Annotated in this window: 21 protein-coding genes; 11 read left to right on the top strand and 10 right to left on the bottom strand. The window is 61.9% G+C overall.

The features are described 5' to 3' along the window. Positions 1-103: 103 nt before the first annotated feature. Positions 104-3,607 carry an OspG family effector kinase gene (locus QRN10_RS14880; RefSeq protein WP_285428634.1) on the top strand — a complete coding sequence of 1,168 codons (3,504 nt, stop codon included), beginning with the start codon at positions 104-106 and terminating at the stop codon, positions 3,605-3,607. A 116-nt stretch (positions 3,608-3,723) separates the two neighbouring features. On the opposite strand, the gene QRN10_RS14875 is transcribed toward QRN10_RS14880, so the two are convergent. Then, positions 3,724-4,308 carry a nitroreductase family protein gene (locus QRN10_RS14875; protein ID WP_181077998.1) on the bottom strand — a complete coding sequence of 195 codons (585 nt, stop codon included), beginning with the start codon at positions 4,306-4,308 and terminating at the stop codon, positions 3,724-3,726. Between the two features lie 153 nt (positions 4,309-4,461). On the opposite strand from QRN10_RS14875, the gene QRN10_RS14870 reads away from it, so the two are divergent. Together QRN10_RS14870 and QRN10_RS14865 are read left to right on the top strand one after the other, a co-directional pair. After that, complete coding sequence (locus QRN10_RS14870; RefSeq protein ID WP_043046481.1) at positions 4,462-4,911, top strand: YcgN family cysteine cluster protein; 450 nt, start codon at positions 4,462-4,464, stop codon at positions 4,909-4,911. Between the two features lie 11 nt (positions 4,912-4,922). Continuing rightward, complete coding sequence (locus QRN10_RS14865; protein ID WP_285428633.1) at positions 4,923-6,143, top strand: hypothetical protein; 1,221 nt, start codon at positions 4,923-4,925, stop codon at positions 6,141-6,143. An 86-nt stretch (positions 6,144-6,229) separates the two neighbouring features. On the opposite strand, the gene QRN10_RS14860 is transcribed toward QRN10_RS14865, so the two are convergent. From QRN10_RS14860 to QRN10_RS14850, 3 genes are all read right to left on the bottom strand, one after another. Continuing rightward, the gene (locus tag QRN10_RS14860) at positions 6,230-6,580 is read right to left on the bottom strand and encodes a YgaP family membrane protein (protein WP_181078002.1); all 351 of its coding nucleotides are present in this window, start codon (positions 6,578-6,580) and stop codon (positions 6,230-6,232) included. 67 nt (positions 6,581-6,647) lie between these two features. Beyond that, the gene (locus tag QRN10_RS14855) at positions 6,648-7,115 is read right to left on the bottom strand and encodes an RNA methyltransferase (RefSeq protein ID WP_034096446.1); all 468 of its coding nucleotides are present in this window, start codon (positions 7,113-7,115) and stop codon (positions 6,648-6,650) included. Positions 7,116-7,485: 370 nt separating this feature from the next. Continuing rightward, entirely contained in the window at positions 7,486-7,860 is a 375-nt protein-coding gene (locus QRN10_RS14850; protein WP_181078004.1) for a YajD family HNH nuclease, read from the bottom strand. Between the two features lie 107 nt (positions 7,861-7,967). Between QRN10_RS14850 and QRN10_RS14845 the strand changes: the two genes are divergently transcribed. Continuing rightward, on the top strand, positions 7,968-8,888 hold the full coding sequence (locus QRN10_RS14845) for a ParB/Srx family N-terminal domain-containing protein (RefSeq protein WP_285428632.1): 921 nt from the start codon (positions 7,968-7,970) through the stop codon (positions 8,886-8,888). 58 nt (positions 8,889-8,946) lie between these two features. Here the strand turns inward: QRN10_RS14845 and QRN10_RS14840 are convergent, their stop codons facing one another. Beyond that, on the bottom strand, positions 8,947-9,633 hold the full coding sequence (locus QRN10_RS14840) for a spermidine synthase (protein ID WP_266248454.1): 687 nt from the start codon (positions 9,631-9,633) through the stop codon (positions 8,947-8,949). A gap of 78 nt (positions 9,634-9,711) precedes the next feature. Between QRN10_RS14840 and QRN10_RS14835 the strand changes: the two genes are divergently transcribed. Continuing rightward, positions 9,712-9,990, top strand: coding sequence for a hypothetical protein (locus QRN10_RS14835; RefSeq protein ID WP_181078009.1), 279 nt, complete (start codon positions 9,712-9,714; stop codon positions 9,988-9,990). Here the strand turns inward: QRN10_RS14835 and QRN10_RS14830 are convergent. Next, the gene (locus tag QRN10_RS14830; protein WP_181078011.1) at positions 9,987-10,460 is read right to left on the bottom strand and encodes a cyclic nucleotide-binding domain-containing protein; all 474 of its coding nucleotides are present in this window, start codon (positions 10,458-10,460) and stop codon (positions 9,987-9,989) included. The two genes, QRN10_RS14835 and QRN10_RS14830, sit on opposite strands and share 4 nt — an antisense overlap. A gap of 65 nt (positions 10,461-10,525) precedes the next feature. After that, positions 10,526-12,580 (bottom strand): S9 family peptidase, encoded by a 2,055-nt coding sequence (locus tag QRN10_RS14825; RefSeq protein WP_285428631.1) that lies wholly within the window; start codon positions 12,578-12,580, stop codon positions 10,526-10,528. Positions 12,581-12,604: 24 nt separating this feature from the next. Between QRN10_RS14825 and QRN10_RS14820 the strand changes: the two genes are divergently transcribed. From QRN10_RS14820 to QRN10_RS14810, 3 genes are read left to right on the top strand one after another with little or no spacing between them, the layout of a single operon-like run. Further along, complete coding sequence (locus tag QRN10_RS14820; RefSeq protein ID WP_181078015.1) at positions 12,605-13,135, top strand: MFS transporter; 531 nt, start codon at positions 12,605-12,607, stop codon at positions 13,133-13,135. A 30-nt stretch (positions 13,136-13,165) separates the two neighbouring features. Next, positions 13,166-13,942, top strand: coding sequence for a class II glutamine amidotransferase (locus QRN10_RS14815; protein WP_181078017.1), 777 nt, complete (start codon positions 13,166-13,168; stop codon positions 13,940-13,942). 11 nt (positions 13,943-13,953) lie between these two features. Further along, positions 13,954-14,496 (top strand): DUF2937 family protein, encoded by a 543-nt coding sequence (locus QRN10_RS14810; RefSeq protein WP_181078019.1) that lies wholly within the window; start codon positions 13,954-13,956, stop codon positions 14,494-14,496. A 53-nt stretch (positions 14,497-14,549) separates the two neighbouring features. Here the strand turns inward: QRN10_RS14810 and QRN10_RS14805 are convergent, their stop codons facing one another. Beyond that, a complete protein-coding gene (locus QRN10_RS14805) occupies positions 14,550-15,467 on the bottom strand; it encodes a LysR family transcriptional regulator (protein ID WP_181078021.1) in 918 nt (305 codons plus the stop codon). A 175-nt stretch (positions 15,468-15,642) separates the two neighbouring features. On the opposite strand from QRN10_RS14805, the gene QRN10_RS14800 reads away from it, so the two are divergent. Genes QRN10_RS14800 through QRN10_RS14790 form a run of 3 tightly spaced genes read left to right on the top strand, consistent with a single transcriptional unit; the run spans position 15,643 to position 18,016 of the window. Then, positions 15,643-16,386, top strand: a complete 744-nt coding sequence (locus QRN10_RS14800) for a 5-oxoprolinase subunit PxpA (RefSeq protein WP_253511253.1) — start codon at positions 15,643-15,645, stop codon at positions 16,384-16,386. Next, positions 16,383-17,087, top strand: a complete 705-nt coding sequence (pxpB, locus tag QRN10_RS14795) for a 5-oxoprolinase subunit PxpB (protein WP_181078026.1) — start codon at positions 16,383-16,385, stop codon at positions 17,085-17,087. Before QRN10_RS14800 ends, pxpB begins: the two co-directional genes overlap by 4 nt. Continuing rightward, positions 17,084-18,016, top strand: a complete 933-nt coding sequence (locus QRN10_RS14790) for a 5-oxoprolinase subunit C family protein (protein WP_285428630.1) — start codon at positions 17,084-17,086, stop codon at positions 18,014-18,016. Before pxpB ends, QRN10_RS14790 begins: the two co-directional genes overlap by 4 nt. A gap of 123 nt (positions 18,017-18,139) precedes the next feature. On the opposite strand, the gene QRN10_RS14785 is transcribed toward QRN10_RS14790, so the two are convergent. Together QRN10_RS14785 and QRN10_RS14780 are read right to left on the bottom strand one after the other, a co-directional pair. Next, positions 18,140-19,318 (bottom strand): vWA domain-containing protein, encoded by a 1,179-nt coding sequence (locus QRN10_RS14785; RefSeq protein WP_181078029.1) that lies wholly within the window; start codon positions 19,316-19,318, stop codon positions 18,140-18,142. Beyond that, a complete protein-coding gene (locus tag QRN10_RS14780) occupies positions 19,318-20,163 on the bottom strand; it encodes an AAA family ATPase (RefSeq protein ID WP_003189627.1) in 846 nt (281 codons plus the stop codon). The genes QRN10_RS14785 and QRN10_RS14780 overlap by 1 nt, the downstream gene beginning before the upstream one ends. Positions 20,164-20,214: the final 51 nt, after the last annotated feature.

Genomic DNA, 20,214 nt, shown 5'->3' with positions numbered 1-20,214 from the left:
AGTCCGGTTGGAACCGCCCTGGCGGGCCTGCCACCCAGTGATCGCAAAGGCGCAAGGTTGCGTCTTTTAAAGGATATCCACTGGATTAAGGACAGGTACTGTCATGACTACACCCACACCGCCTGCTGTTTATGTGCGCCACAGGGAGTATTTGCACTCCGCTATCGCCTCCGCTGACGAACCGTCTGAAACGCTTGCCACCCCTGTGCCCCGACCTATTTCGGCATTCAAGAACGCCTTGGGCGACCACTGCGACCGACGAACCCTGAGTCGGCGGCTCCAGACCGTCATTCAGCAACTCCCGGGCCAGCTCGTGCCCGATGACACGTTAACCCCTGCCAAAGCCAGAGAAAGGATGGAGACCGCGCTCGCCTCGCTCTTGAGCAGCACAACGATGTATGTGTGCGAGGACGCCTCCTATCAACCACCCCAGCCGCTGCCGCCCAACCGTCTGGTCAGTCTTGATGCGTACCTTCAAGGCTGTGCGCTGCAGGTGCCCAAAACCCTGGAAGCGCTGGTCGAGCTGAAAAATGCGCTGTCCGCGCAAGCTCAGGCCCATCCGCTGGGGAACCTCGGCGGTGCCCTGTCCTGGCCGCGAGCGATGCCCGGTGAAGACCAGAACACCCTCGTCCACCTGCTGCACAGCAATGAAACCGGCTTACAAAGTCTGCCTTTGCCTGAGGGCGGGAAGGGGGCCTTGGGCTATCTGCTCAGTGGCAGCTCGGTGGTTGAGGCCGACCTCAAACACCCGATGGTCGCGATGGAGAAGCTGCTCGCCTCCCCCAAGGCGCGGGCTTTGGAGCAAGCCCTGCGGGCGCGGCTGGGCGGTATGCCTGCCGTGGGCTGTAACAGCGATTATGTGATGACGGCGATCCAGTTGGGCCTTGATCCGGAGTCTTTGGCGGCCCCCGCTCGCAATCACGTTGCCGGTTTTGACTTGGCGAGCAGCCAGTATTGGGGGCAACCGGCCTCAACGGTGGTTGAGGCGCTAGGCAAACATTTGATCGAGCAAGGCCGTGTCAGCGCGACGACCGCCCATTTAGGAGCCTATCTGCTGCTGGCCAAGGCTGCTCCTCACTACCTGGTCAAAGACATTCCCCAAAGCGTGACCTACGGTAGCGTCCTGTGGGCACAATTGACGATGGCCGTGGCCAGGATCGAGGTGCAGACACCCGGACGCACCCTCGCCATGGGGTACGCCGAGATTCTGCTGGCTGCCGAACAGCTCGATAGCGATGAAACGGTCAGCCAGCCTATCGATTACCAGGCGCTGAGGGATTGGGGCATCGCCAGTGGCTTTCTCGTCGGCGCGGAACAAGTGCCTTCGGCCAGCGATATGGAGCGCGTGCGAACAGCGTATAACCATCACCTGAGTTCGCTCAAAGACGCCAGTACGTTGCTGCAAACTGACATTCCCAGTCGCAAGGCGATGGCACTTACCCAGCTCAAGGCCGCGTTTCCCGACCTGGACAGCCACCTCTTTGAGGTGCGCACGCTCCACAAAGCACGCTTGAAGGAAGGTCGGCCAGGCCTGTATCCCGGCGAGCGCTCAATGCTGGACGTCGTCATGGAAGGCGGCGCGCTGGGGCCTGAAGATCATTGGATAAGCACTGACAAACGGCTACCCGTCCAAAGGTTCTGCGCGCTTTACGAGAAGGGTGGATTGGGGGTTGCCGCGCCCTTCCAGGCTTCATATGACGAGGCCCTGAGCGCACTGGAGGACGGTCAGCAACGCCTGGTTCGGCACCTGATCTCCACGTTGCCTTTGGAGGACCGCAGGAACCTGGAAGAGGGCAAGCTGGAATTCTTCCATACCAACCAATACACAATTGCCGGTGATCTACTCACCCCTCCCGCCCTGCATGTCAGAGGCCACACACTGGAGGTGAAGACCACCACCCGAGATGGCCCAAACCTCTACACCATCGACACGCGCAGAGGTGTCATCGAAAAAGAGAACTTCCTGCTACGCCGACGTACCGAGCCGTATACCACCCGCAAAATGGAACAGCGCGAGGCCAATATCCTCTCGCGAACGGCAGTGTTTGACCCCTATGACGGTAAGCGCGCCGCGCATTATGCGCAGCAACCGCAGGGGACGGGGCAGCCTGATAGTTTTAATTCCCCTCGCAGCCAGTTGATCGCCGATGTTTTCGTCAAATCACTGGACCTGAACAACGCCGATCTACTGCAGGAGGCCAGAGGGGTCACTTCATATGATCAAGACCGCAGCCGGAACCACGCGATTTCCGAGTTCTTTCTGAACCTCATCCCTTTACGCTCGGCCATCGTCAACTTTCAAAACGGCAGTGTCGGGCAGGGCCTCTTCGACTTGGGCATGGATGTGGTCGGCCTGGTCACCCTGGGTGCCGGCAAGGCTGCGCAAGCGGGCAAGGCATTGGGTAAAACTCTGTCAACGGCGAGCAGGCTGGCCAAGGCCGCGCGGTTCGTCGGCGCGACTGTGGTTGAGGCGTTCAACCCCTTGAGCGGTCTGGGCGATCTGGCATTGGTCGGTGGCCGCTTGGCGTTGAGAGGTGGTCGTACTGTGGTGAATCACCTCAAGGGTGCCACCGGTAGCTATGACCTGCTCAAAATTGCCAGCAAGCAATACGGTGACGTGGCAACGGGCAGCTTCAAAGTGGCTGGTGAACGTGTTGAAGGCGCAGCGACGCTGCACAATGGCAAATGGTATGCCCTGGACGCGCAGGCCATGCGGCCTTATGGCCGTCCGCTCGAAGATTTTGTACCGGCTGCCCGCGCAGTGGAGGGCAAGGTGACCCTGTTGCCGAAGGCGCCGGACGCTGAGCTGAGTAATGCGTTGTTTGGCTCATTCAACGTGCCCGAAGCGAGGATCGCCGGGTGTCCACGCAACAGCCAGGGGGTGTATGTCGCCGCCGATGGCCACGTATCGCATATTCGCCACACCGACAGCACGGGCCGGACAGCTGTTTACGAAGTCCGACAGGTCACGCGCACCGAGGATGGCAGGGTGCAGGCGCGGGTTTATCACAACAATCGACAAACGTCGTTGCTGGTTGAGCATGTCCAGGGTGATCAATGGCAGCGACTGGGAGCCCGTGGGGGGAGTCCGGCTTCAGTGAAAGCGGACCTGGGACGTGAGATTGGGCGAGGTACCGAAGGCGTCGTCTATGAAAGTCTCGATGGGCGTAGTGCCTATAAGGACATGGGGGCTACGAGCTCCGACGTTCTGCCCGACTACACGAGGCATGAAACCCGAGCGCTGAACCAATATTACGGAGAGGGTTTTGCCACGGCGATTCTTGAGGATGGCCGCTCATATATCAAAATGCCGAAACTGGACGGCGTCAGCATGGCGAAAATTGAAAAGCGCAGTTTGCCCCCAGAGGTTCGAACCTTACTTGAGGACGCATTGAACGGGATGGAAGCCAAGGGCGTTTATCACCAGGATCTGCAGTTGAAGAACCTTTTATATTCCTCCAGAGACAACAAAATCTATCCGGTTGATATTCAGTCGCTACCGCCTGAACTGATGGTGCCGGGCGAGGCGCTTTATGAGATGGAAATCGCGGCGTATACGCGCAGCAAGAACGATCTCAAGAGACGCTTGAGTGAGCTGCTTGCCTAGTCGACAGGGGCAGAAAAGCCCGTGCACTTGAATGCGCCGCACATTCAAACGTGTGCCTGCCGGGGAGGGGCAGCGCTGACAAAGTATCACCTGGCCCATCCCCGACACGCTTAGCCTTAATGGCTGAAATCGCCCTCCGATACCAACTCGCTCAACGGTTTGCGCGGGCTGGGCGCTTCACGGCCTTGCAAGTACTCCGGCAAGGTCGCCTTGTCCCCTAGCTTGCCGATCGCCACCGCCGCATGCAGGGCATAGCCTTCTGGGATCTTCAACTCGTTGCGGGTCAGTTCCTGATCGAAGCCGGCCATGCCGTGGGTGTGCCAGCCACTGAGGCTGGCTTGCAGCGCCAGGTGGCCCCAGGCCGATCCGGTGTCGAACGTATGCCACAGTGCCGGGGTTTCTTCGCTGGCGCCGGGGGCGACAAAGTCGGTTTTCGAGGCAATGATCACTAAGGCCGAGGCGTGCTGTGCCCAGCTGCGGTTGAATTCGTTGAGCAGGCCCAGGAAGCGTTCCCAGTCCGGTGTGTCGCGGCGAGCGTAGAGAAAACGCCAGGGTTGCGAGTTGTAGGCCGACGGCGCCCAGCGTGCGGCTTCGAAGAAACTCAGCAGGGTTTCCTTCGAGATGTTTTCGCCGGTGAACGCGCGCGGCGACCAGCGGTCGGTGAACTGGGGATGGATCGGGTAGTCGGCAACGCGGGTCATAGGTGGTTCCTGATCGTCAATTCGATGCTCAAAGCTACTGCGCGCCCGCTAGACTGACAAGTCTTGCAACACCGCCAGTCGTAAGCGCTTGGCCGCGGACGGCCATCGCACTAGACTGGCGGCCCTTTTACCGACCGATACCCACGTAGAGCCATGGCCGCCAAAGTCGAACCTTTCTGGATACGCAAGACCCTCGAACAGCTCGACCAGGAGGAATGGGAGTCGCTGTGCGACGGCTGTGGCTTGTGCTGCCTGCAAAAACTTGAAGACGAAGACGACAACAGCGTTTATTACACGCGCATCGCCTGCAAGTTGCTGGACCTGAAAACCTGCCAGTGCACCGACTACCCCAATCGACGCGCGTCGGTGCCGGACTGCATCCAGCTCACCCCGGGCCAGGCCGACCAATTCAAATGGCTGCCGCCCACCTGCGGTTATCGCCTGGTGAGCGAACGCAAGGATTTGCCGCTGTGGCACCACCTGGTGTGCGGCGACCGCGACGCCGTGCATCACGAACGTATTTCCCAGTCCGGACGCATGCTCAGCGAAGGCAGCGTGCCCGAAGACGACTGGGAGGATTACCTGATCTTCCGCGCTGGCTGAGAGGAATGTGTATGAAGGTTGCAGCCAAGCTGGCGGCGGGCCTGATGGTGCTGGCCATCAGCAGTGCGGCGTGGAGCGCCCGGAAAGTCGACCTGGATTACCACGTCAAACTGTTGCCCCAGACCGAACAGGCCGAAGTCCGCGTGAGCCTGTCCCAAGGTTCGGCGGTGCGTAGCCTGGATTTCGACCTGGGCCACGACGGCACCTATAGCGATTTCAAGGCCGACGGGCAATGGAAAGTCACGGGCCACCGCGGCCTGTGGCAACCGAGCGCCGACAAGGCCAGCCTGACCTACCGGGTCCGCCTCACCCAGGCGCGTAAACCCGGTGTGTATGAAGCGCGCGTGACCCCAGGTTGGGCGATGTTCCGTGGTGAGGACCTGGTGCCCACCGCGCGGCTCGACCAGCAGGATGGCGTCGAGCTGGTCTCGCGCCTGATGTTCGAGTTGCCGGCCGGCTGGAAGAGCATCGAAACCGCCTGGCCGCGCATCGGCAAACACAAGTTCCGTGTCGACAACGTTTCGCGCCTGTTTGACCGTCCCACCGGCTGGATGCTTGCCGGCAACCTCGGCAGTCGCCGCGTGCGCCTGGGTGAAACCGAAGTCACGGTGGCATCGCCCAAAGCGCAGGGCATGCGGCGCATGGATGTGCTGACGTTGCTGACTTTCGTCTGGCCCCAGGTCGAAGCCGCCTTCCCGCGCCATCCGGCCAAGCTGCTGGTGGTTGGAGCCAGCGACCCGATGCGCCGCGGCGCGTTTTCAGCGCGCGATTCGATCTTTCTCAACAGCCGTACGCCGCTGGTCAGTGAAAACGGCGGCAGCCCGTTGATCCGTGAGGTGGTACAGGCGATTGGCCGTTTCAATGACCATGACAGCAGTGACTGGATCAGCGAAGGGATGGGCGAGTTCTACGCCATCGAACTGTTGCGCCGTGCAGGCGGCGTGACCGATGAGCGGTATCAGGCGATACAGGCGCGGTTGGCCAGGGAAAGCAAGGACGTCACCAGCCTGCGCGGCGAACACGTCAGCGGCGCAACGGTGTCACGGGCAGTGCTGGTGCTGCAGGAACTGGATCGGGAGATCCGGGTGAAAACCCATAACAAGCGCTCCCTCGATGATCTCGCGCAGGCGGTGATGCGCGCCAACCGCATCACCACGGCGGAGTTTGTGCAGCTGGCTGAAAGCATCATCGGCGAATCGTCGGTAGTCCTCGATTCCAAGCTTCTGCGCTGATCCTCAACCCTGTACAGATCCCACTGCAGGAGGAGGCTCGCCACCTCCTGCATTCATTTGTAACTCCAGCAGCTCAGCTGTCGGGATCAGCCAGTGGTTTTAACCGCTTTTTCGGCCGCCACTTCCGCACGGGTCTTGAGATTCTTCAACTCTTCCCCGGCACGTTCGATCTTGGTGCGCACGCTGTTCATTTCACGGCGGCCCTGCTCGAGTTTGTCCTTGAGCGAGCTGTGCCCGGTAAAGCCACGGGCCAGCGCCACGCCGCCAATCGCCACCTGAATCAGACCAAAAATGCCACCACGGCGCAGGCCTTTGCCGACCATCATCACGCCGCCGGCCACCGAGCCGATGCGTTCCCAACCGTGCACATTCTGCGTCGGCTGAGTCTGGAACGGCGTGTGTTCGATGACGGGGCGCAAGGTTGTGCTGTCGCTCATGATCTCTCTCCAACAAGGGCAAGTGTCTGCAGATGACTGCCGGCAGGCGCCGGATGTTCCGAAAAAATCAGTACTTGGGGCCCGAACGGGTGTTGTTGCCCTTAGCCAACCGGTCGTAGAGCACCACGTTGACGGTGGCGGCAAGGTTCATGCAACCGGTGGTGGGGATGTACACCACGTCTTCGCACCAGTCGCGGATATCCTTATCCAGCGAGCCATCTTCCGGGCCGAAGATATACAGCGCACGGTCGGGGTGAGTGTATTCGGGCAGCGGGCGGGCGCCGTCCACCAGTTCCACGGCCACCGGGATGCAGCCCAGCGGCAGGATCTTTTTCAGGTCGTCGATGCCGATCAGCGGAATATCGTGATGGACCTTCTTGGTGTCGGTGATGAAATCCCGCGCGCGTTCGTAACGCACCCCGGTGTAAAACACCGACGCCACGCCATAGCAGCCGGCGGCACGCATCACCGAGCCGACGTTTTCGGGGGATTTTGGGTTATACAGACCGATGCAGCTGTAGCGTTTATTGCCCACGGGGAAGGGTGCCTTGAAGAAAAGCGGCGATTATACGGCCTGAAGGGGATGTAGTGCTTGGGCCAGCGCTATCGGGGGGCAAGCCCCAATGCCGGTCAGTTAAGAGACGGAACGGGCAACCAGTAACCTGTGGCAAGCGGGCTTGCCCCGCGTTGGGCTGCGAAGCAGCCCCAAAACATAGTCCCGGAACTGCCTGGCATACTGCGACGCTCCTATTGGGGCTGCTGCGCAGCCCAGCGCGGGGCAAGCCCGCTCGCCACAGTTACAGTGTTCCTCCTTAACTGACTGGCATTGGGGCAAGCCCCCTCTCGCCTGTCGATTGTGAGCCCCTTCATCTGTGGGAGGCAGGCGCAACGGACGACGACAATCTTCAGTCGTCTTTCTTCATCAACCCCGCCAATGCCGCGAACGGGTTGTGGGTGGCCTTGGCAATAGTCGGGCTGCTGGTGGAGCCTTCGCCGAAGTACTGCTGGTCGGTGTAGCGCGAGTGCTCGTTGTCATGGCAATACAGACACAGCAATTCCCAGTTGGAGCCGTCCTGGGGATTGTCATCATGATTGTGGTTGCGGTGGTGTACCGTCAGTTCACTCAGGCGCTTGCCGGAGAATTCGCGGGCGCAGCGGCCGCACACGTGGGGGTACATCTTCAGCGCTTTGTCGCGGTAGCCCATTTCGCGGTCGCGCTGGGCATCGGCGAGGATGCGGTCCAGCTTGGCGGTGTGGGAGGGCGGGTTGCTCGAGCTCATCATGGCTCCTGGCTATTAGGTGGGTCACGGACAGTGTTGATTCTAGCCGCTCGCGCCGCAAATGACCGCTAGGTTCGATTCACTTTATCGATAAGGAATGGGAAGTCATGCGTTGGCCATCATGGACTGTTGCACTGCTGCTGTGTGTGGTCGCCGCTCAAGCTCAGGCGTTGTCGGTGCCCAAGCCGGGGCAGGTGATCGAAGTGACCCTCGAACAGCTGCACCCGACCCAGGCGGTGGTGGGGTTCGATCAGATCCATTACAGCCTCGGACTGTTTGCAGCCAAGCCCGCCAAGGCCTTCGATGAATACTGCGAAACCAACGGCCAGGGCGAGGCCGCCAACGTGCCGAAAAACGCCGACCTGCGCCAGCCCGCCAGTTTCAGCTGCGCCAGCCCGGTAGGCACCCATGCGTCCGACATGAAAACCGTGGTGGTGGGCCTGGGCGGTCAGTTGTACCTGACCGATGGTCACCACAGCTTCACCACACTGTGGGAAACCCCAGGCGGCGGGCCTCGGTTGAAAATGTGGGTCAAGGTCACCGACGACTTCAGCGACAGCCCGAACCTGGCTGTTTTCTGGCAGCGCATGGAGGCTGCACGCAAGGTCTGGCTCAAGGATAACCAGGGCCAGCCCCTGCGGCCCGACCAGTTGCCGGCCCACCTGGGCTTCAAATCCCTGCAGGACGACACCTTCCGCAGCCTGGTGTACTTCACTCGCAAGGCGGCCTACGGCAAACCGGACGAGGGTGAAGTGGCGCCGGAATTCCTGGAGTTCTACTGGGGCAACTGGCTGCGTACCCAAGTGGATTTGACGGCGTACAACCTGAACAAGAAGGGCGGCTATCGTGACGCGATTGAAGCGGTCGCCAAACGCATGGTCAGCCTGGCGCCGGGCGCGCAGGTAGGCGACAGCGGTTTCACGGCCCGTCAACTGGGCGGCATGCCCCAGTTGGACCGCGATGAGCTGGAGAAAACCTTCGAGAAAAAAGTGCCGTACGTGATCGACTACCGCCACTCCCATCACTGATGTGGGAAGGGCGGTGTGACGATTCCACGTGCCCCCGATAGCCACGACACAGCGTGATTCAGCCCTTAAGCTTTTCCGCTATCCATATGGTGTGCCGGGTGCCCTTGTTGCCATGGGCGAACACCTGCACTTCCTCGGCCCTGAAGCCCGCCTTGCGCAGTTTGTCGCTGAACAGCTTATCCGCGCTGGCCGACCACACGGCCAGCACGCCCTTGGGGCGCAGGGCCTTGGCGCAGGCGGCCAGGCCACCGGCCGAATAAAGCCAACTGTTGGCCTTTTGCGTGAGACCTTCGGGGCCGTTGTCGACGTCGAGCATGATCGCGTCAAAGCCCTGGGGTTCGGCCTGCAGCACCTTGGCCACGTCTTCCTGGCGGATCACCGTGCGCGGGTCCAGCAATGGCCGACCGGATTTTTCCCCCAGCGGCCCTCGGTTCCATTCCACGACGCCAGGCACCAACTCCGCCACCACCACTTCGGCGCTCTTGCCCAGGTGCTTGAGGGCCGAGGCCAGGGTGAAGCCCATGCCCAGGCCGCCGATCAAGACCCGCGAGCCCGGCCGGCCGGCGACCTTGCGGCAGGGAATTTCGGCCAGTGCGTCTTCGGAACCGTGCATGCGCGTATTCATCAACTGGCCACCGTCGCCGCCCTGGATCTTGATGACAAAATCCTCGCCATATTCGAACAGGCACAAAGCGCCGCCGTTGTCGGGGATCGGGGTGGTGTCCAGCAGAACGAAACGTTTCATGGAAATCTCATTGGGAAGGGCATTCTTGCGCGGTTGGGAGTAGCCTTAGGACATTCCGGTCAGGCCATGGAGCCATCGATGAAGTGCAGCATTCTAACGGTCATTGTGTTGAGCGCGCTCACATTGGGTGCGGCGCAGGCTCAGGAGTTGCAAACCGTACCGGTCGCCCCCGCGCCCACGCCTGGCGCACCGGGCACCCCAACGCCCACCCTCTACCCTCAGGTCACGCCGCCAGCGGTGCCGAAGACAAACGGCTCGCCGCCCCTGGCGCCCATTGTCTTGCCGACGCCGCCCAAGGATCAGCCGGTGCCCGGCCTGCAGCAGAACGACAGCAAGCCGAAGACACCCGGCGGCTAGAACTGCTGGGCCAGCAGTTGCCCGTCGGCCATGCGCAGGCGCTTGGACAAGGCAATCGCAATGGCGCGGATGATCTTGGCGGCCACCCGCGGCGCTTCGTTGAGCATTTTCTCCAGGGAGTCCTTGCCCAGGTTCAACAGCACGCAGTCGCTGGCGGCCATGCAACTGGCCGAGCGCCGCTCGCCGTCGAGCACCGCCATCTCGCCAAAGGTGCGGCCGCTGCGCAGGGTGGCGATGGTCACGGGTTGACCTTCGTGAGGTGTTTTCTGCACCGCCACCTGGCCGCTGTGGATGATGCACATGAAGGTGCCCGCATCGCCCTCGAGAAAAATCACTTCGCCCTGGGCAATGCTGCTGATGTTGAAGTAGCCGGCGGCGATATGAAAATCTTCCGGCAGCAGCGGATCGAATAATCCGCAGTCCATGAGCATGTCGCGGATTTCATTATTGAGTTGGGTAGGTGGTGGCATAGCTGCAATTTGGTCCATCAAACAGTGGCGGTCCTGTGTTCAGACCGAACCGCCGCACTAAGTTCCTAAATCAGCCCGAGCGCCTTGAATACAAATGCATATTCGAGCGCTACATCACGTAATCCCTGATAGCGGCCGCTCATCCCACCGTGGCCGGCGCCCAGTTCGGTCTTGAGCAGCAGCAGGTTATCGTCGGTCTTGGTGTCCCGCAGCTTGGCCACCCACTTGGCCGCTTCCCAGTACTGCACGCGGCTGTCGTTGTAGCCGGCGATCACCAGCAGGGCAGGGTAAGCCTGGGCCCGTACATTTTCGTACGGCGCGTAGGCCTTGATCCGTGCGTAGACCTCCGGGTCTTCGGGGTTACCCCACTCGTCGTACTCAGTGACGGTCAGCGGCAGTTCCGGGTCGAGCATGGTGTTGAGCACATCCACGAACGGCACTTCGGCAATCGCCGCCTGGAACAGCTCGGGGCGCTGGTTGAGAACGGCGCCGATCAACAGGCCGCCGGCACTGCCGCCGCTGATGGCCAGTTGCTTGGAAGTGGTCAGGCCCTGGGCGATCAAGTGTTCGGCGCAGGCGATAAAGTCGCTGAAGGTGTTCTGCTTGTGCTCCTGCTTGCCGTTGCGATACCAGGCTTCGCCCAACTCGCCACCGCCGCGCACATGCGCAATCGCAAACGCAACGCCTCGGTCCAGCAGGCTCAGGCGCGCGTGGGAGAACCACGGGTCCAGGCTCGAACCGTAAGCGCCGTAGCCGTACAGGTACAACGGCGTCGGCTTGCCCAACTGATCGCGCCTGACCACCAGGCTGATCGGCACTTGAGTGCCATCGGCCGACGTGGCCCACAGGCGCTGGCTCACGTAGTCGTCGGCATTGAATACGCCAAGCACCGGAGTTTCCTTGAGCACCTGCTGCGCACCGCTGGCCAACTCCAGCTGGCGCACCTGGGCCGGACGGTTCAGCGCTTCATAGCGCAGGCGGATCCTGTCGCTGGGAAATTCCAGGCTGTTCTGTACGTAGAGACTGTAGGCGGCGTCGGGCAATTCGACGCGGTAGGCCGCCAGGTCCTGGGGATGCACTTCGATCACCGGCAAGCCGCCGATGCGCAGGCTCAGGGTCATGGCGCTGGCGTTCAGGCTCACGCCGTCGAGCATTACGTCGTCGCGGTGCGGGATCAGGTTGCGCCAGTGGGCTTCGGTGGGTACCTCGCCGGTATCGGCGGCGACGAACAACGCGTAGTTGATGCCATCGCGGTTGCTGCGGATAAACCAGGTCCACTCGCCATCGAGCTGGCCGTGGTCCACATCGTATTCGTGTTCCTCGACCCGTGGCGCCAGGCAGGTGAAGTCCAAGTGCGGCTGGTTGGCGTCCAGCGCCCAGATTTCGCTGGTGGTCTTGCTGCCCAGGGCCAGCAGCAGCTGGCGTTCGGAGCTTGAACGGTAGCAATGCAGGAAGAACCGTCCGTCAGGCTCGTGGAAGACTTCCTGCGCCGCCGTACCATCCAGGCGATAGCGATACAGTTTGTGCGGGCGATGGGTATCGTCCAGTTCGCCGAAGAACAGCGTCAGGCTGTCGTTGGCCCAGGTCATGCTGCCGTCGCAATTATCGAATACCAGTTCGCTGACCTTGTCGGTGGCCAATTCCTTCACGTACAGGGTGTAGATCTCGTCGCCACTGGTATCGAGGCTGTAGGCCAGGCGCTGGTGGTCGGGGCTGATGCTGAACGCGCCGAGGGAGAAGAAGCCGCCGTTGGCCAGTTCGTTCGGGTCCAGCAACAATTCCTCGCTGCTTTCATCCACCTGGTTGCCGTCGTCGGCCGGGCGACGGCAGCGGTAGTGACGCGCATATTCGTCACCGGCGGTGGTGCGCGTGTAATACAGGTACGGGCCCCAGGGTGAGGGCAGTGACAGGTCGGTTTCGAGGATGCGCCCCTTGATCTCTTCGAACAGGCTTTCGCGCAGCGCGGCTTGGTCGGCGAGCTGGGCTTCCTGCCAGGCGTTTTCGGCCTTGAGATAATCGAGCACTTCGGCGCTGTCACGTTCTTGCAGCCAGGCGTACGGGTCCTGGCCTGGGGCCTTGCGGGCAATCGGGGCGGCAGTGATGTGGGTCGATGACGGCATGGATCACTCTCTGTCTGGCGGAAGGTGGCCGGCATTGCAGCCGCGACACGCAAAAGCCGTTATCATAGCCGCCTGTTTGCCTACCTTGCCATGGACACCATGACCGAGAACGACTATCTGACCGCTTGGGGCCTGTACGCCTTCGCCGCTTTGGGCTGCCTGTTGGTGTGGTGGCGCATGACGCGCTGGATCTGGCGCTGGCTGCGCGAGCCGCTGCAATTGCTGATGGCGGTGCTGCTGCTGAGCCCCACCATCGTCGACCCGGTCAAGACCCAGTTCGCGCCGGCCGTGGCCATCACCGCGCTGGACCTGGTGCTCAAGGTTGGCAATAACGCCTGGCGGGCCATTTCCGATTTGTTCATGTACACCATGATCGCATTCGGCGTGTACCTGGTCTTCGTGTTGATCCGCTGGCCCATCGAGCGCGCCGCCAAGGCACGCCGTGAACGCAAGGCCGCCACCGACGCCGCCCTGGCCGCCGAAGACCCGGAGGATGACGAACCCTTCCGGCGTCCGGCGCCCGTCAGCGGTATGCGGGTCGAACCGCGCCTTTAACGTTGTAAGCCCTGCAGCGAGAGCCCTGGCATGTGTGAATTATTGGGCATGAGTGCCAACGTCCCCACCGATATCGTGTTCAGCTTTACCGGGCTGATGCAGCGTGGCGGGCGCACCGGGCCCCACCGCGACGGTTGGGGCATCGCGTTCTACGAAGGCCGTGGCCTGCGCCTGTTCCAGGACCCGGCCGCGAGCAGCGAATCGGAAGTTGCGCTGCTGGTGCAGCGTTACCCCATCAAGAGCGAAGTGGTGATCGGTCATATCCGCCAGGCCAACGTGGGCAAGGTGAGCCTGGCCAATACCCACCCGTTCGTGCGCGAGCTGTGGGGGCGCAACTGGTGTTTTGCCCACAACGGCCAACTGGCGGACTTCGCCCCGCGCGCCACGTTCTATCGGCCGGTGGGCGATACCGACAGCGAAGCGGCGTTCTGCGATTTACTCAACCGCGTGCGCGAAGCCTTCCCAGAGCCGGTGGACCTGGAGCAGGTGCTGCCGGACCTGATCGCGGCCTGCACCGAATATCGCAGCAAAGGCGTCTTCAACTGCCTGCTCAGCGATGGCGACTGGCTGTTCTGCTATTGCTCGACCAAACTGGCCCAGATCACCCGACGTGCACCGTTCGGCCCGGCGCGCTTGAAAGATGTCGACGTGATCGTCGACTTTCAGGCCGAAACCACCCCCAACGACGTGGTCACGGTGATTGCCACCGAACCCCTGACCGACAACGAAAACTGGACCCGCTACGAACCGGGTCAATGGAGCCTGTGGCGGCGCGGTGAATGCGTCAGCCAGGGCATTACCGAGTAAGGACATCGACTATGTTGCTCAGCTATCTGCGGTTGGTGCTGTTTGCCATTGGCCTGTTGGTCGGTGTGCAGGTGCCGGGGTTTATCAGCGATTATGCCAAGCGCGTCGAGGCCCACCTGATCGAGGCCCAGACCAGCCTGCGCGGCTTCGAAACCACGGCGCAGCAGTTCTTCAAGGGGGATATGCACGCCCTGGTCGAGCATTACCGCGCCAGCGATGACCCGGTGTTCCAGAGCGATGCCAGCAGCCTGGGCGCCTTGCTTGATCGCCAGGTGGCGTTGGACAAGCAATTCCAGGCCATGCAGGGCCCGTGGTACATCCGCGCGCTGCAAGTGGCGGTGGCCGCCGATCCGGATATCCGCCTGGAAACCTGGAACGGCTACAGCTACCAGATCCTGCTGACTCCCGAAGCCATGGGCTGGGGCCTGGGCGGGGCGATGCTGTTGTCGTTCGGCCTGGAATGCCTGTACCGGTTGATCGACTGGATCGTGCTGGGCGGCAAGCGCCTGCGCCAGAGCCGGCCGATTGAGGAGCGGGACCTCAAGGGCCTTTAACGCCCAACTCGGTCAACTGTGGGAGGGGTGCCCCTCCCACATTCCTATCCGGTTTATTCAGCTGCCAGCACCATCCGTTCTTCGCCGACTTCCTCGGCATACCGGGCCACCACCTTCTGGCACAACCCCACGATCTCCTCCACCAATTCCACCCCAACGCGCCACGACACCACCACCTGCAGGTTCGGCAAACGTTGCTCCATGGGCAGCATCAACAGTTCGCCGCGCGCCAGTTCTTCGCTGACCAGCACCGGCGGCAGGGCGCCGATGCCGAAGCCGTCGCGCAGCAGGCGGGTGATCGCCGACACCGAGTTCACGCAGTTCATGCGCGGCGCGGCGACGCCGTTGGCCTGCATCAGGCGGATAACGTCCTGGTGCGGGTGGGAGTTTTTCGAATAGGTGATGATGCGCTCCTGGGCCAGGTCGGCGAGGGACGCATAGTCGCGGTTGTAGATCGACTGGCTGGCGACGATCCAGGCCATGGGGTGGCTGCCCAGCTCCAGGCTGCGCACGGTTTCCAGGCGCAGCAGGTCGGTTTGCAGAATCAGGTCGAGGAAGCCTTTTTGCAGCTGATCGCTGAGGTTCAGTGCGGTATCGGCGACCAATTCGATTTCCACCAGCGGGAAACGGTCCATCAATTCCGCCACCAGCGGGCTGAGCCAGGTGTGGATCACCGTGTCCATGGCGCCGATCCGAATCCGTCCGACCTTGCTGCTGGTGGTCTCCAGGGACTGCTTCAAACCTTGCAGGGTCACCATCATCTGTTCGGCGTAATCGAGCACCTTGACGCCTTCCGGGGTCAGGCTCACACCCCGCGAATCGCGCAGGAACAGCTTGACCCCCAGTTCGCTTTCCAGCACGGCGATGCGGCTGGAGATCGATGCCTGGGTGGTGAACAGTTTTTCGGCGGTCAGGCGAAAGCTCTTGAGCCTGGCGACCCAGACGAAGGTTTCGAGGAACTTCAAATTCATGGGATCAACTTTTTCTTATGCTTGGATCGGTTTTTATTAGTTGGACGCGGCACGGGGCCAGCGCCAAAAATCGGTTCGTTCCACGATAAGCGGCGTGGGGGTGCCAGGACAAGTTGCGTGTCCTGCGGTAAAAATCCCACACTACAAAATAACAAAGCCTACAGGAGCGACCACCGTGAGCCGCCTGCTACTGAACTGTGATATCGGCGAAAGCTTTGGCAACTGGACCATGGGTCTGGACGCCGAGGTCATGCCGTTCATCGATTGCGCCAACGTGGCCTGCGGCTTCCATGCCGGCGACCCGAGTATCATGCGCAAGACCGTCAGCCTGGCGCTCACGCATGGCGTGCGAATCGGTGCACATCCGGCTTATCAGGATCTGCAGGGGTTCGGTCGTCGTTCGATGGCTTACAGCCCTGAAGAAATCCAGGACCTGTTGCACTACCAGATCGGTGCCCTCGACGGCATCTGCCGGGCCCAGGGCGCGCGCGTCAGCTACGTCAAACCCCACGGCGCGCTGTACAACGACATGATGGCCAAGCCGGCGCAGCTGCGCGCAGTCATGCAGGCCATCGCGGCCTACGACGCCGGCCTGCCGCTGATGCTGCTGGCCACCCGCGACAACAGCGCGGCCCAGGCGATGGGTGACGAATACGGCCTGACCCTGTGGTTCGAAGCGTTCGCCGACCGGGCCTACGACAGCCACGGCCACCTGGTCTCGCGCCAACTGCCGGGCGCGGTGCATCACGACGCCGACACCGTGCTCCAGCAAGCCCTGACCATCGCCCGCAGCGAGCCGCTGACCGCCAGCGACGGCAGCGCCCTGGTGTTGCAGGCCAATACGTTGTGCGTACACGGCGACAACGCCAGCTCCATCGCCGCGGTGCAACGCATTCGCCAAGCGTTGAAGTCAGCATGAAGCCATGTATTGAAGTGGTGGCCATCGATTGCCTGATGGTGCGTCTGTTCGAGGTCATCGCCGAAGCCAATATGCCGTGGATGCTCGCCGCTACCCAGCAATTGCGTGGCGCATTCGGCCCGGCCTTGGTGGACCTGGTGCCGTCCTATACAACGCTGATGGTGCATTACGACCTCACCGCGTTGAGCCCGGCCGAGGCGCGACAACGCATCGATCGAGCCCTCGCCGACCTGCAACCCCAGGCCCAGGGCAGCGGCCAGTGCCATGTCCTGCCGGTATGGTACGACCTGCGCGTCGGCCCCGAACTGGGCTTGCTCAGCCAGCGCAGTGGCTTGACGGTGGATGAGGTGATCCGCCGCCACAGCGCCCACGAATACCAGGTGTTCGCCCTTGGGTTTGCTCCCGGATTCGCCTTTATGGGGCTGGTAGATGAAGCCCTGGCCACCCCGCGCCTGAGCACCCCGCGCAAACGCGTGGCGGCCGGCAGCGTGGGCATCGCCGAGCGGCAGACGGCGGCCTACCCGGTGGTGTCGCCGGGTGGCTGGAACCTGATCGGCCGCACCCCGGCCAAACTCTTCGACCGCGAGCGCGACGGTTACAGCCTGATGCAGCCCGGCGATACGGTGCGTTTCCAGGCGGTGGATCACGCCGAATTCATCCGGTTGGGTGGCGATGACGCACCGCTGGAGGCGCATGCATGAGCCGTTTATTGATCGAGGCCAGCACGCCGCTGTGCCTGTTGCAGGACGCCGGGCGTTTTGGTGTGCGCCATCTGGGCGTAACCCAGGGCGGTGCGTTGGATTGGGTGTCGATGGCCTGGGCCAATTGGTTGCTGGGCAATGCGCTGAATGCGCCGGTGGTGGAAATCACCCTCGGCGGCTTTACCGTGAAGGCCGAGGACTATTGCCTGCTGGCGTTGGCCGGTGCCGACCTGGGGGCCTTTATCGACGAGCGCGCGATCAGCCCCGGGCGCAGTTTTGTCCTGCAGAAGGGCCAGCGTCTGCGCTTTACCCAGCCGTTCAGCGGTGCGCGGGCGTACCTGGCGGCACCCGGCGGGTTTGATGCGCCGGCGGTGTTGGGCAGCTGCGCCACGGTGGTGCGTGAAGCGCTCGGTGGCGTGGAGGGAAGGGGGAAGGCGCTGGCCGAAGGCGGTCGGTTGGCCTATTCCGGTACGGGCGGTGCCCTGCAGGAGCTGAGTCAGCCCGCCTTGCCGACCGGCGGCTCGCTGGACGTGATTGTCGGCGCGCAGATCGGCCGGTTCAGCGGGCAGAGTCTGTTTGACGCGTTCAACACCGACTGGACGCTCGACAGCCGTGCCGACCGCATGGGCATGCGTCTGCTGGGCACGCCGTTGCAGTATCAGGGGCCGTCGTTGATCTCCGAAGGGATTCCCTTGGGGGCGATCCAGGTTCCGCCGGATGGGCAGCCGATCGTGCTGCTCAATGATCGGCAGACCATTGGCGGTTACCCACGGCTGGGTGCGCTCACACCCTTGGCGTTGGCCAGGCTGGCGCAATGTCTACCGGGGGAGACCGTGCGATTGGCGCCGGTGGTGCAGGAAACGGCGCATCGGCAGCACATCGAGTATTTGCGCCGCTTCCAGACGGCGGGAAGGGCTTGCACCCGATAGCGGTGTATCAGTCCATCCGTCGGTGACTGCACCACCGGAATCGGGGGCAAGCCCCCTCCCACATTGGATGTCGGTGTACTTGTAGAGAGTATTTGCACCGCTTCCAATCTGTGGGACCGGGCATTACTTGGAGAGAAAGCGCATGCCTTCTTCCAGCCCGCGCAATGTCAGGGGATACATCTGGTCCTCCACCAACTCCCGCACAATCCCGGTGGAGGCGGTGTACCCCCAAGTGTCCTTGGGATACGGGTTAATCCAGATCAGCTTCTTGTACTTGGCCATGAAGCGCTGCATCCACACATACCCCGGCTCTTCGTTCCAGTGTTCGACGCTGCCGCCGGCCTGGGTGATTTCATACGGCGCCATCGAGGCATCGCCGATAAAGATCACTTTGTAATCGGCACCGTACTTGTGCAGCAGGTCCTGGGTGGAGGTGCGTTCCGAGGTGCGGCGCTGGTTGTTTTTCCACACCGATTCGTACACGAAGTTATGGAAGTAGAAGTACTCCAGGTGCTTGAACTCGGTCTTGCACGCGGAGAACAGCTCTTCGCAGATCTTCACATGGGCATCCATCGAACCGCCGATATCGAACAGCAGCAGCAACTTGATGGTGTTGCGCCGTTCCGGGCGCATCTGGATATTCAGCAAGCCGGCATCGCGAGCGGTGTGGTCGATGGTGCCGTCGATGTCCAATTCTTCCGCCGCGCCCTGGCGCGCAAATTTGCGCAGGCGACGCAGGGCGATCTTGATATTGCGCGTGCCCAGTTCCACCTGGTCGTCGAGGTTCTTGTACTCGCGCTGGTCCCAGACTTTGACGGCCTTGCCCTGGCGCTTGCCGGCGTCGCCGACGCGGATGCCTTCGGGGTTGAAGCCGCCGGAACCGAACGGGCTGGTGCCGCCGGTGCCGATCCACTTGTTGCCGCCGGCGTGGCGTTCTTTCTGTTCTTCCAGGCGTTTCTTGAATTCCTCGATCAGTTTGTCCAGGCCGCCGAGGGACTGGATCTGCGCGCGTTCTTCGTCGCTGAGGGAACGCTCGAATTCCTTGCGCAGCCAGTCTTCGGGGATCAGCGCCTGCAAGTGATCGTCGAGCTTTTCCAAGCCGTTGAAATAGGCACCGAAGGCGCGGTCGAACTTGTCGAAATGCCGCTCGTCCTTCACCAGGATCGCCCGCGCCAAGTAATAAAACTCGTCCATGTCGGCGAAGGTCACGCGTTGTTTGAGCGCGTTGATCAGGTCGAGCAATTCGCGCACCGACACCGGCACCTTGGCTGCGCGCATTTCATTGAACAGGTTGAGCAACATCAGCGATTACCGCGACGGCTCATGAACGCCAGACGCTCCAGCAACTGCACGTCCTGCTCGTTCTTCACCAGGGCACCGGCCAACGGCGGGATGGCCTTGGTCGGATCGCGCTCGCGCAGCACCGCCTCGCCGATGTTGTCGGCCATCAGCAGCTTGAGCCAGTCCACCAGTTCGGATGTGGAGGGTTTTTTCTTCAGGCCAGGGACTTTGCGCACGTCGAAAAACACGTCCAGCGCTTCGCTGACCAGGTCTTTCTTGATGTCGGGGTAGTGCACGTCGACGATTTTCTGCAGGGTGGTGCGATCGGGGAAGGCGATGTAATGGAAAAAGCAGCGGCGCAGGAAGGCGTCCGGCAGCTCTTTTTCATTGTTGGAGGTAATGATGATGATCGGGCGCTTTTTGGCCTTGATGGTCTCGTCGATTTCGTAGACGTAGAACTCCATCTTGTCGAGTTCCTGCAACAGGTCGTTGGGGAACTCGATGTCGGCCTTGTCGATTTCGTCGATCAGCAGAATCACGCGCTCCTCGGACTCGAACGCCTCCCAGAGCTTGCCTTTTTTCAGGTAGTTGCGCACGTCGTGCACCTTGTCCACGCCCAGCTGCGAGTCGCGCAGGCGGCTCACCGCGTCGTACTCGTACAGACCTTGGTGGGCCTTGGTGGTGGACTTGATGTGCCAGGTAATCAACCTGGCACCGAAGGACTCGGCCAGTTGTTCGGCGAGCATGGTCTTGCCGGTGCCGGGCTCGCCCTTGACCAGCAGCGGACGCTCCAGGGTAATGGCAGCGTTGACGGCCAGTTTCAGGTCATCGGTGGCAACGTAAGCCTGGGTGCCTTCGAACTTCATCGGTCATTCCTCGAATTCATCAATGCCCGGACTATACCGCGCGGCCCCGGC

The organism is Pseudomonas sp. lyk4-R2A-8, assembly GCF_030209095.1.
GTDB classification, from domain to species: Bacteria; Pseudomonadota; Gammaproteobacteria; order Pseudomonadales; family Pseudomonadaceae; genus Aquipseudomonas; species Aquipseudomonas quebecensis.
The sequence above is the reverse complement of the archived record's forward strand: the minus strand, read 5'-3'. Positions and strand labels throughout refer to the sequence as shown.

Bases quoted from the DNA above. Each gene is read 5' to 3' on its own strand.
- QRN10_RS14830 (WP_181078011.1), bottom strand. From the start codon at position 10,460: ATGCCACCACCTACCCAACTCAATAATGAAATCCGCGACATGCTCATG.
- pxpB (WP_181078026.1), top strand. From the start codon at position 16,383: ATGAAGCCATGTATTGAAGTGGTGGCCATCGATTGCCTGATGGTGCGT.
- QRN10_RS14845 (WP_285428632.1), top strand. From the start codon at position 7,968: ATGCGTTGGCCATCATGGACTGTTGCACTGCTGCTGTGTGTGGTCGCC.
- QRN10_RS14835 (WP_181078009.1), top strand. From the start codon at position 9,712: ATGAAGTGCAGCATTCTAACGGTCATTGTGTTGAGCGCGCTCACATTG.
- QRN10_RS14865 (WP_285428633.1), top strand. From the start codon at position 4,923: ATGAAGGTTGCAGCCAAGCTGGCGGCGGGCCTGATGGTGCTGGCCATC.
- QRN10_RS14870 (WP_043046481.1), top strand. From the start codon at position 4,462: ATGGCCGCCAAAGTCGAACCTTTCTGGATACGCAAGACCCTCGAACAG.
- QRN10_RS14880 (WP_285428634.1), top strand. From the start codon at position 104: ATGACTACACCCACACCGCCTGCTGTTTATGTGCGCCACAGGGAGTAT.
- QRN10_RS14850 (WP_181078004.1), bottom strand. From the start codon at position 7,860: ATGAGCTCGAGCAACCCGCCCTCCCACACCGCCAAGCTGGACCGCATC.
- QRN10_RS14810 (WP_181078019.1), top strand. From the start codon at position 13,954: ATGTTGCTCAGCTATCTGCGGTTGGTGCTGTTTGCCATTGGCCTGTTG.
- QRN10_RS14805 (WP_181078021.1), bottom strand. From the start codon at position 15,467: ATGAATTTGAAGTTCCTCGAAACCTTCGTCTGGGTCGCCAGGCTCAAG.
- QRN10_RS14785 (WP_181078029.1), bottom strand. From the start codon at position 19,318: ATGTTGCTCAACCTGTTCAATGAAATGCGCGCAGCCAAGGTGCCGGTG.
- QRN10_RS14875 (WP_181077998.1), bottom strand. From the start codon at position 4,308: ATGACCCGCGTTGCCGACTACCCGATCCATCCCCAGTTCACCGACCGC.
- QRN10_RS14860 (WP_181078002.1), bottom strand. From the start codon at position 6,580: ATGAGCGACAGCACAACCTTGCGCCCCGTCATCGAACACACGCCGTTC.
- QRN10_RS14790 (WP_285428630.1), top strand. From the start codon at position 17,084: ATGAGCCGTTTATTGATCGAGGCCAGCACGCCGCTGTGCCTGTTGCAG.
- QRN10_RS14815 (WP_181078017.1), top strand. From the start codon at position 13,166: ATGTGTGAATTATTGGGCATGAGTGCCAACGTCCCCACCGATATCGTG.
- QRN10_RS14840 (WP_266248454.1), bottom strand. From the start codon at position 9,633: ATGAAACGTTTCGTTCTGCTGGACACCACCCCGATCCCCGACAACGGC.
- QRN10_RS14825 (WP_285428631.1), bottom strand. From the start codon at position 12,580: ATGCCGTCATCGACCCACATCACTGCCGCCCCGATTGCCCGCAAGGCC.
- QRN10_RS14780 (WP_003189627.1), bottom strand. From the start codon at position 20,163: ATGAAGTTCGAAGGCACCCAGGCTTACGTTGCCACCGATGACCTGAAA.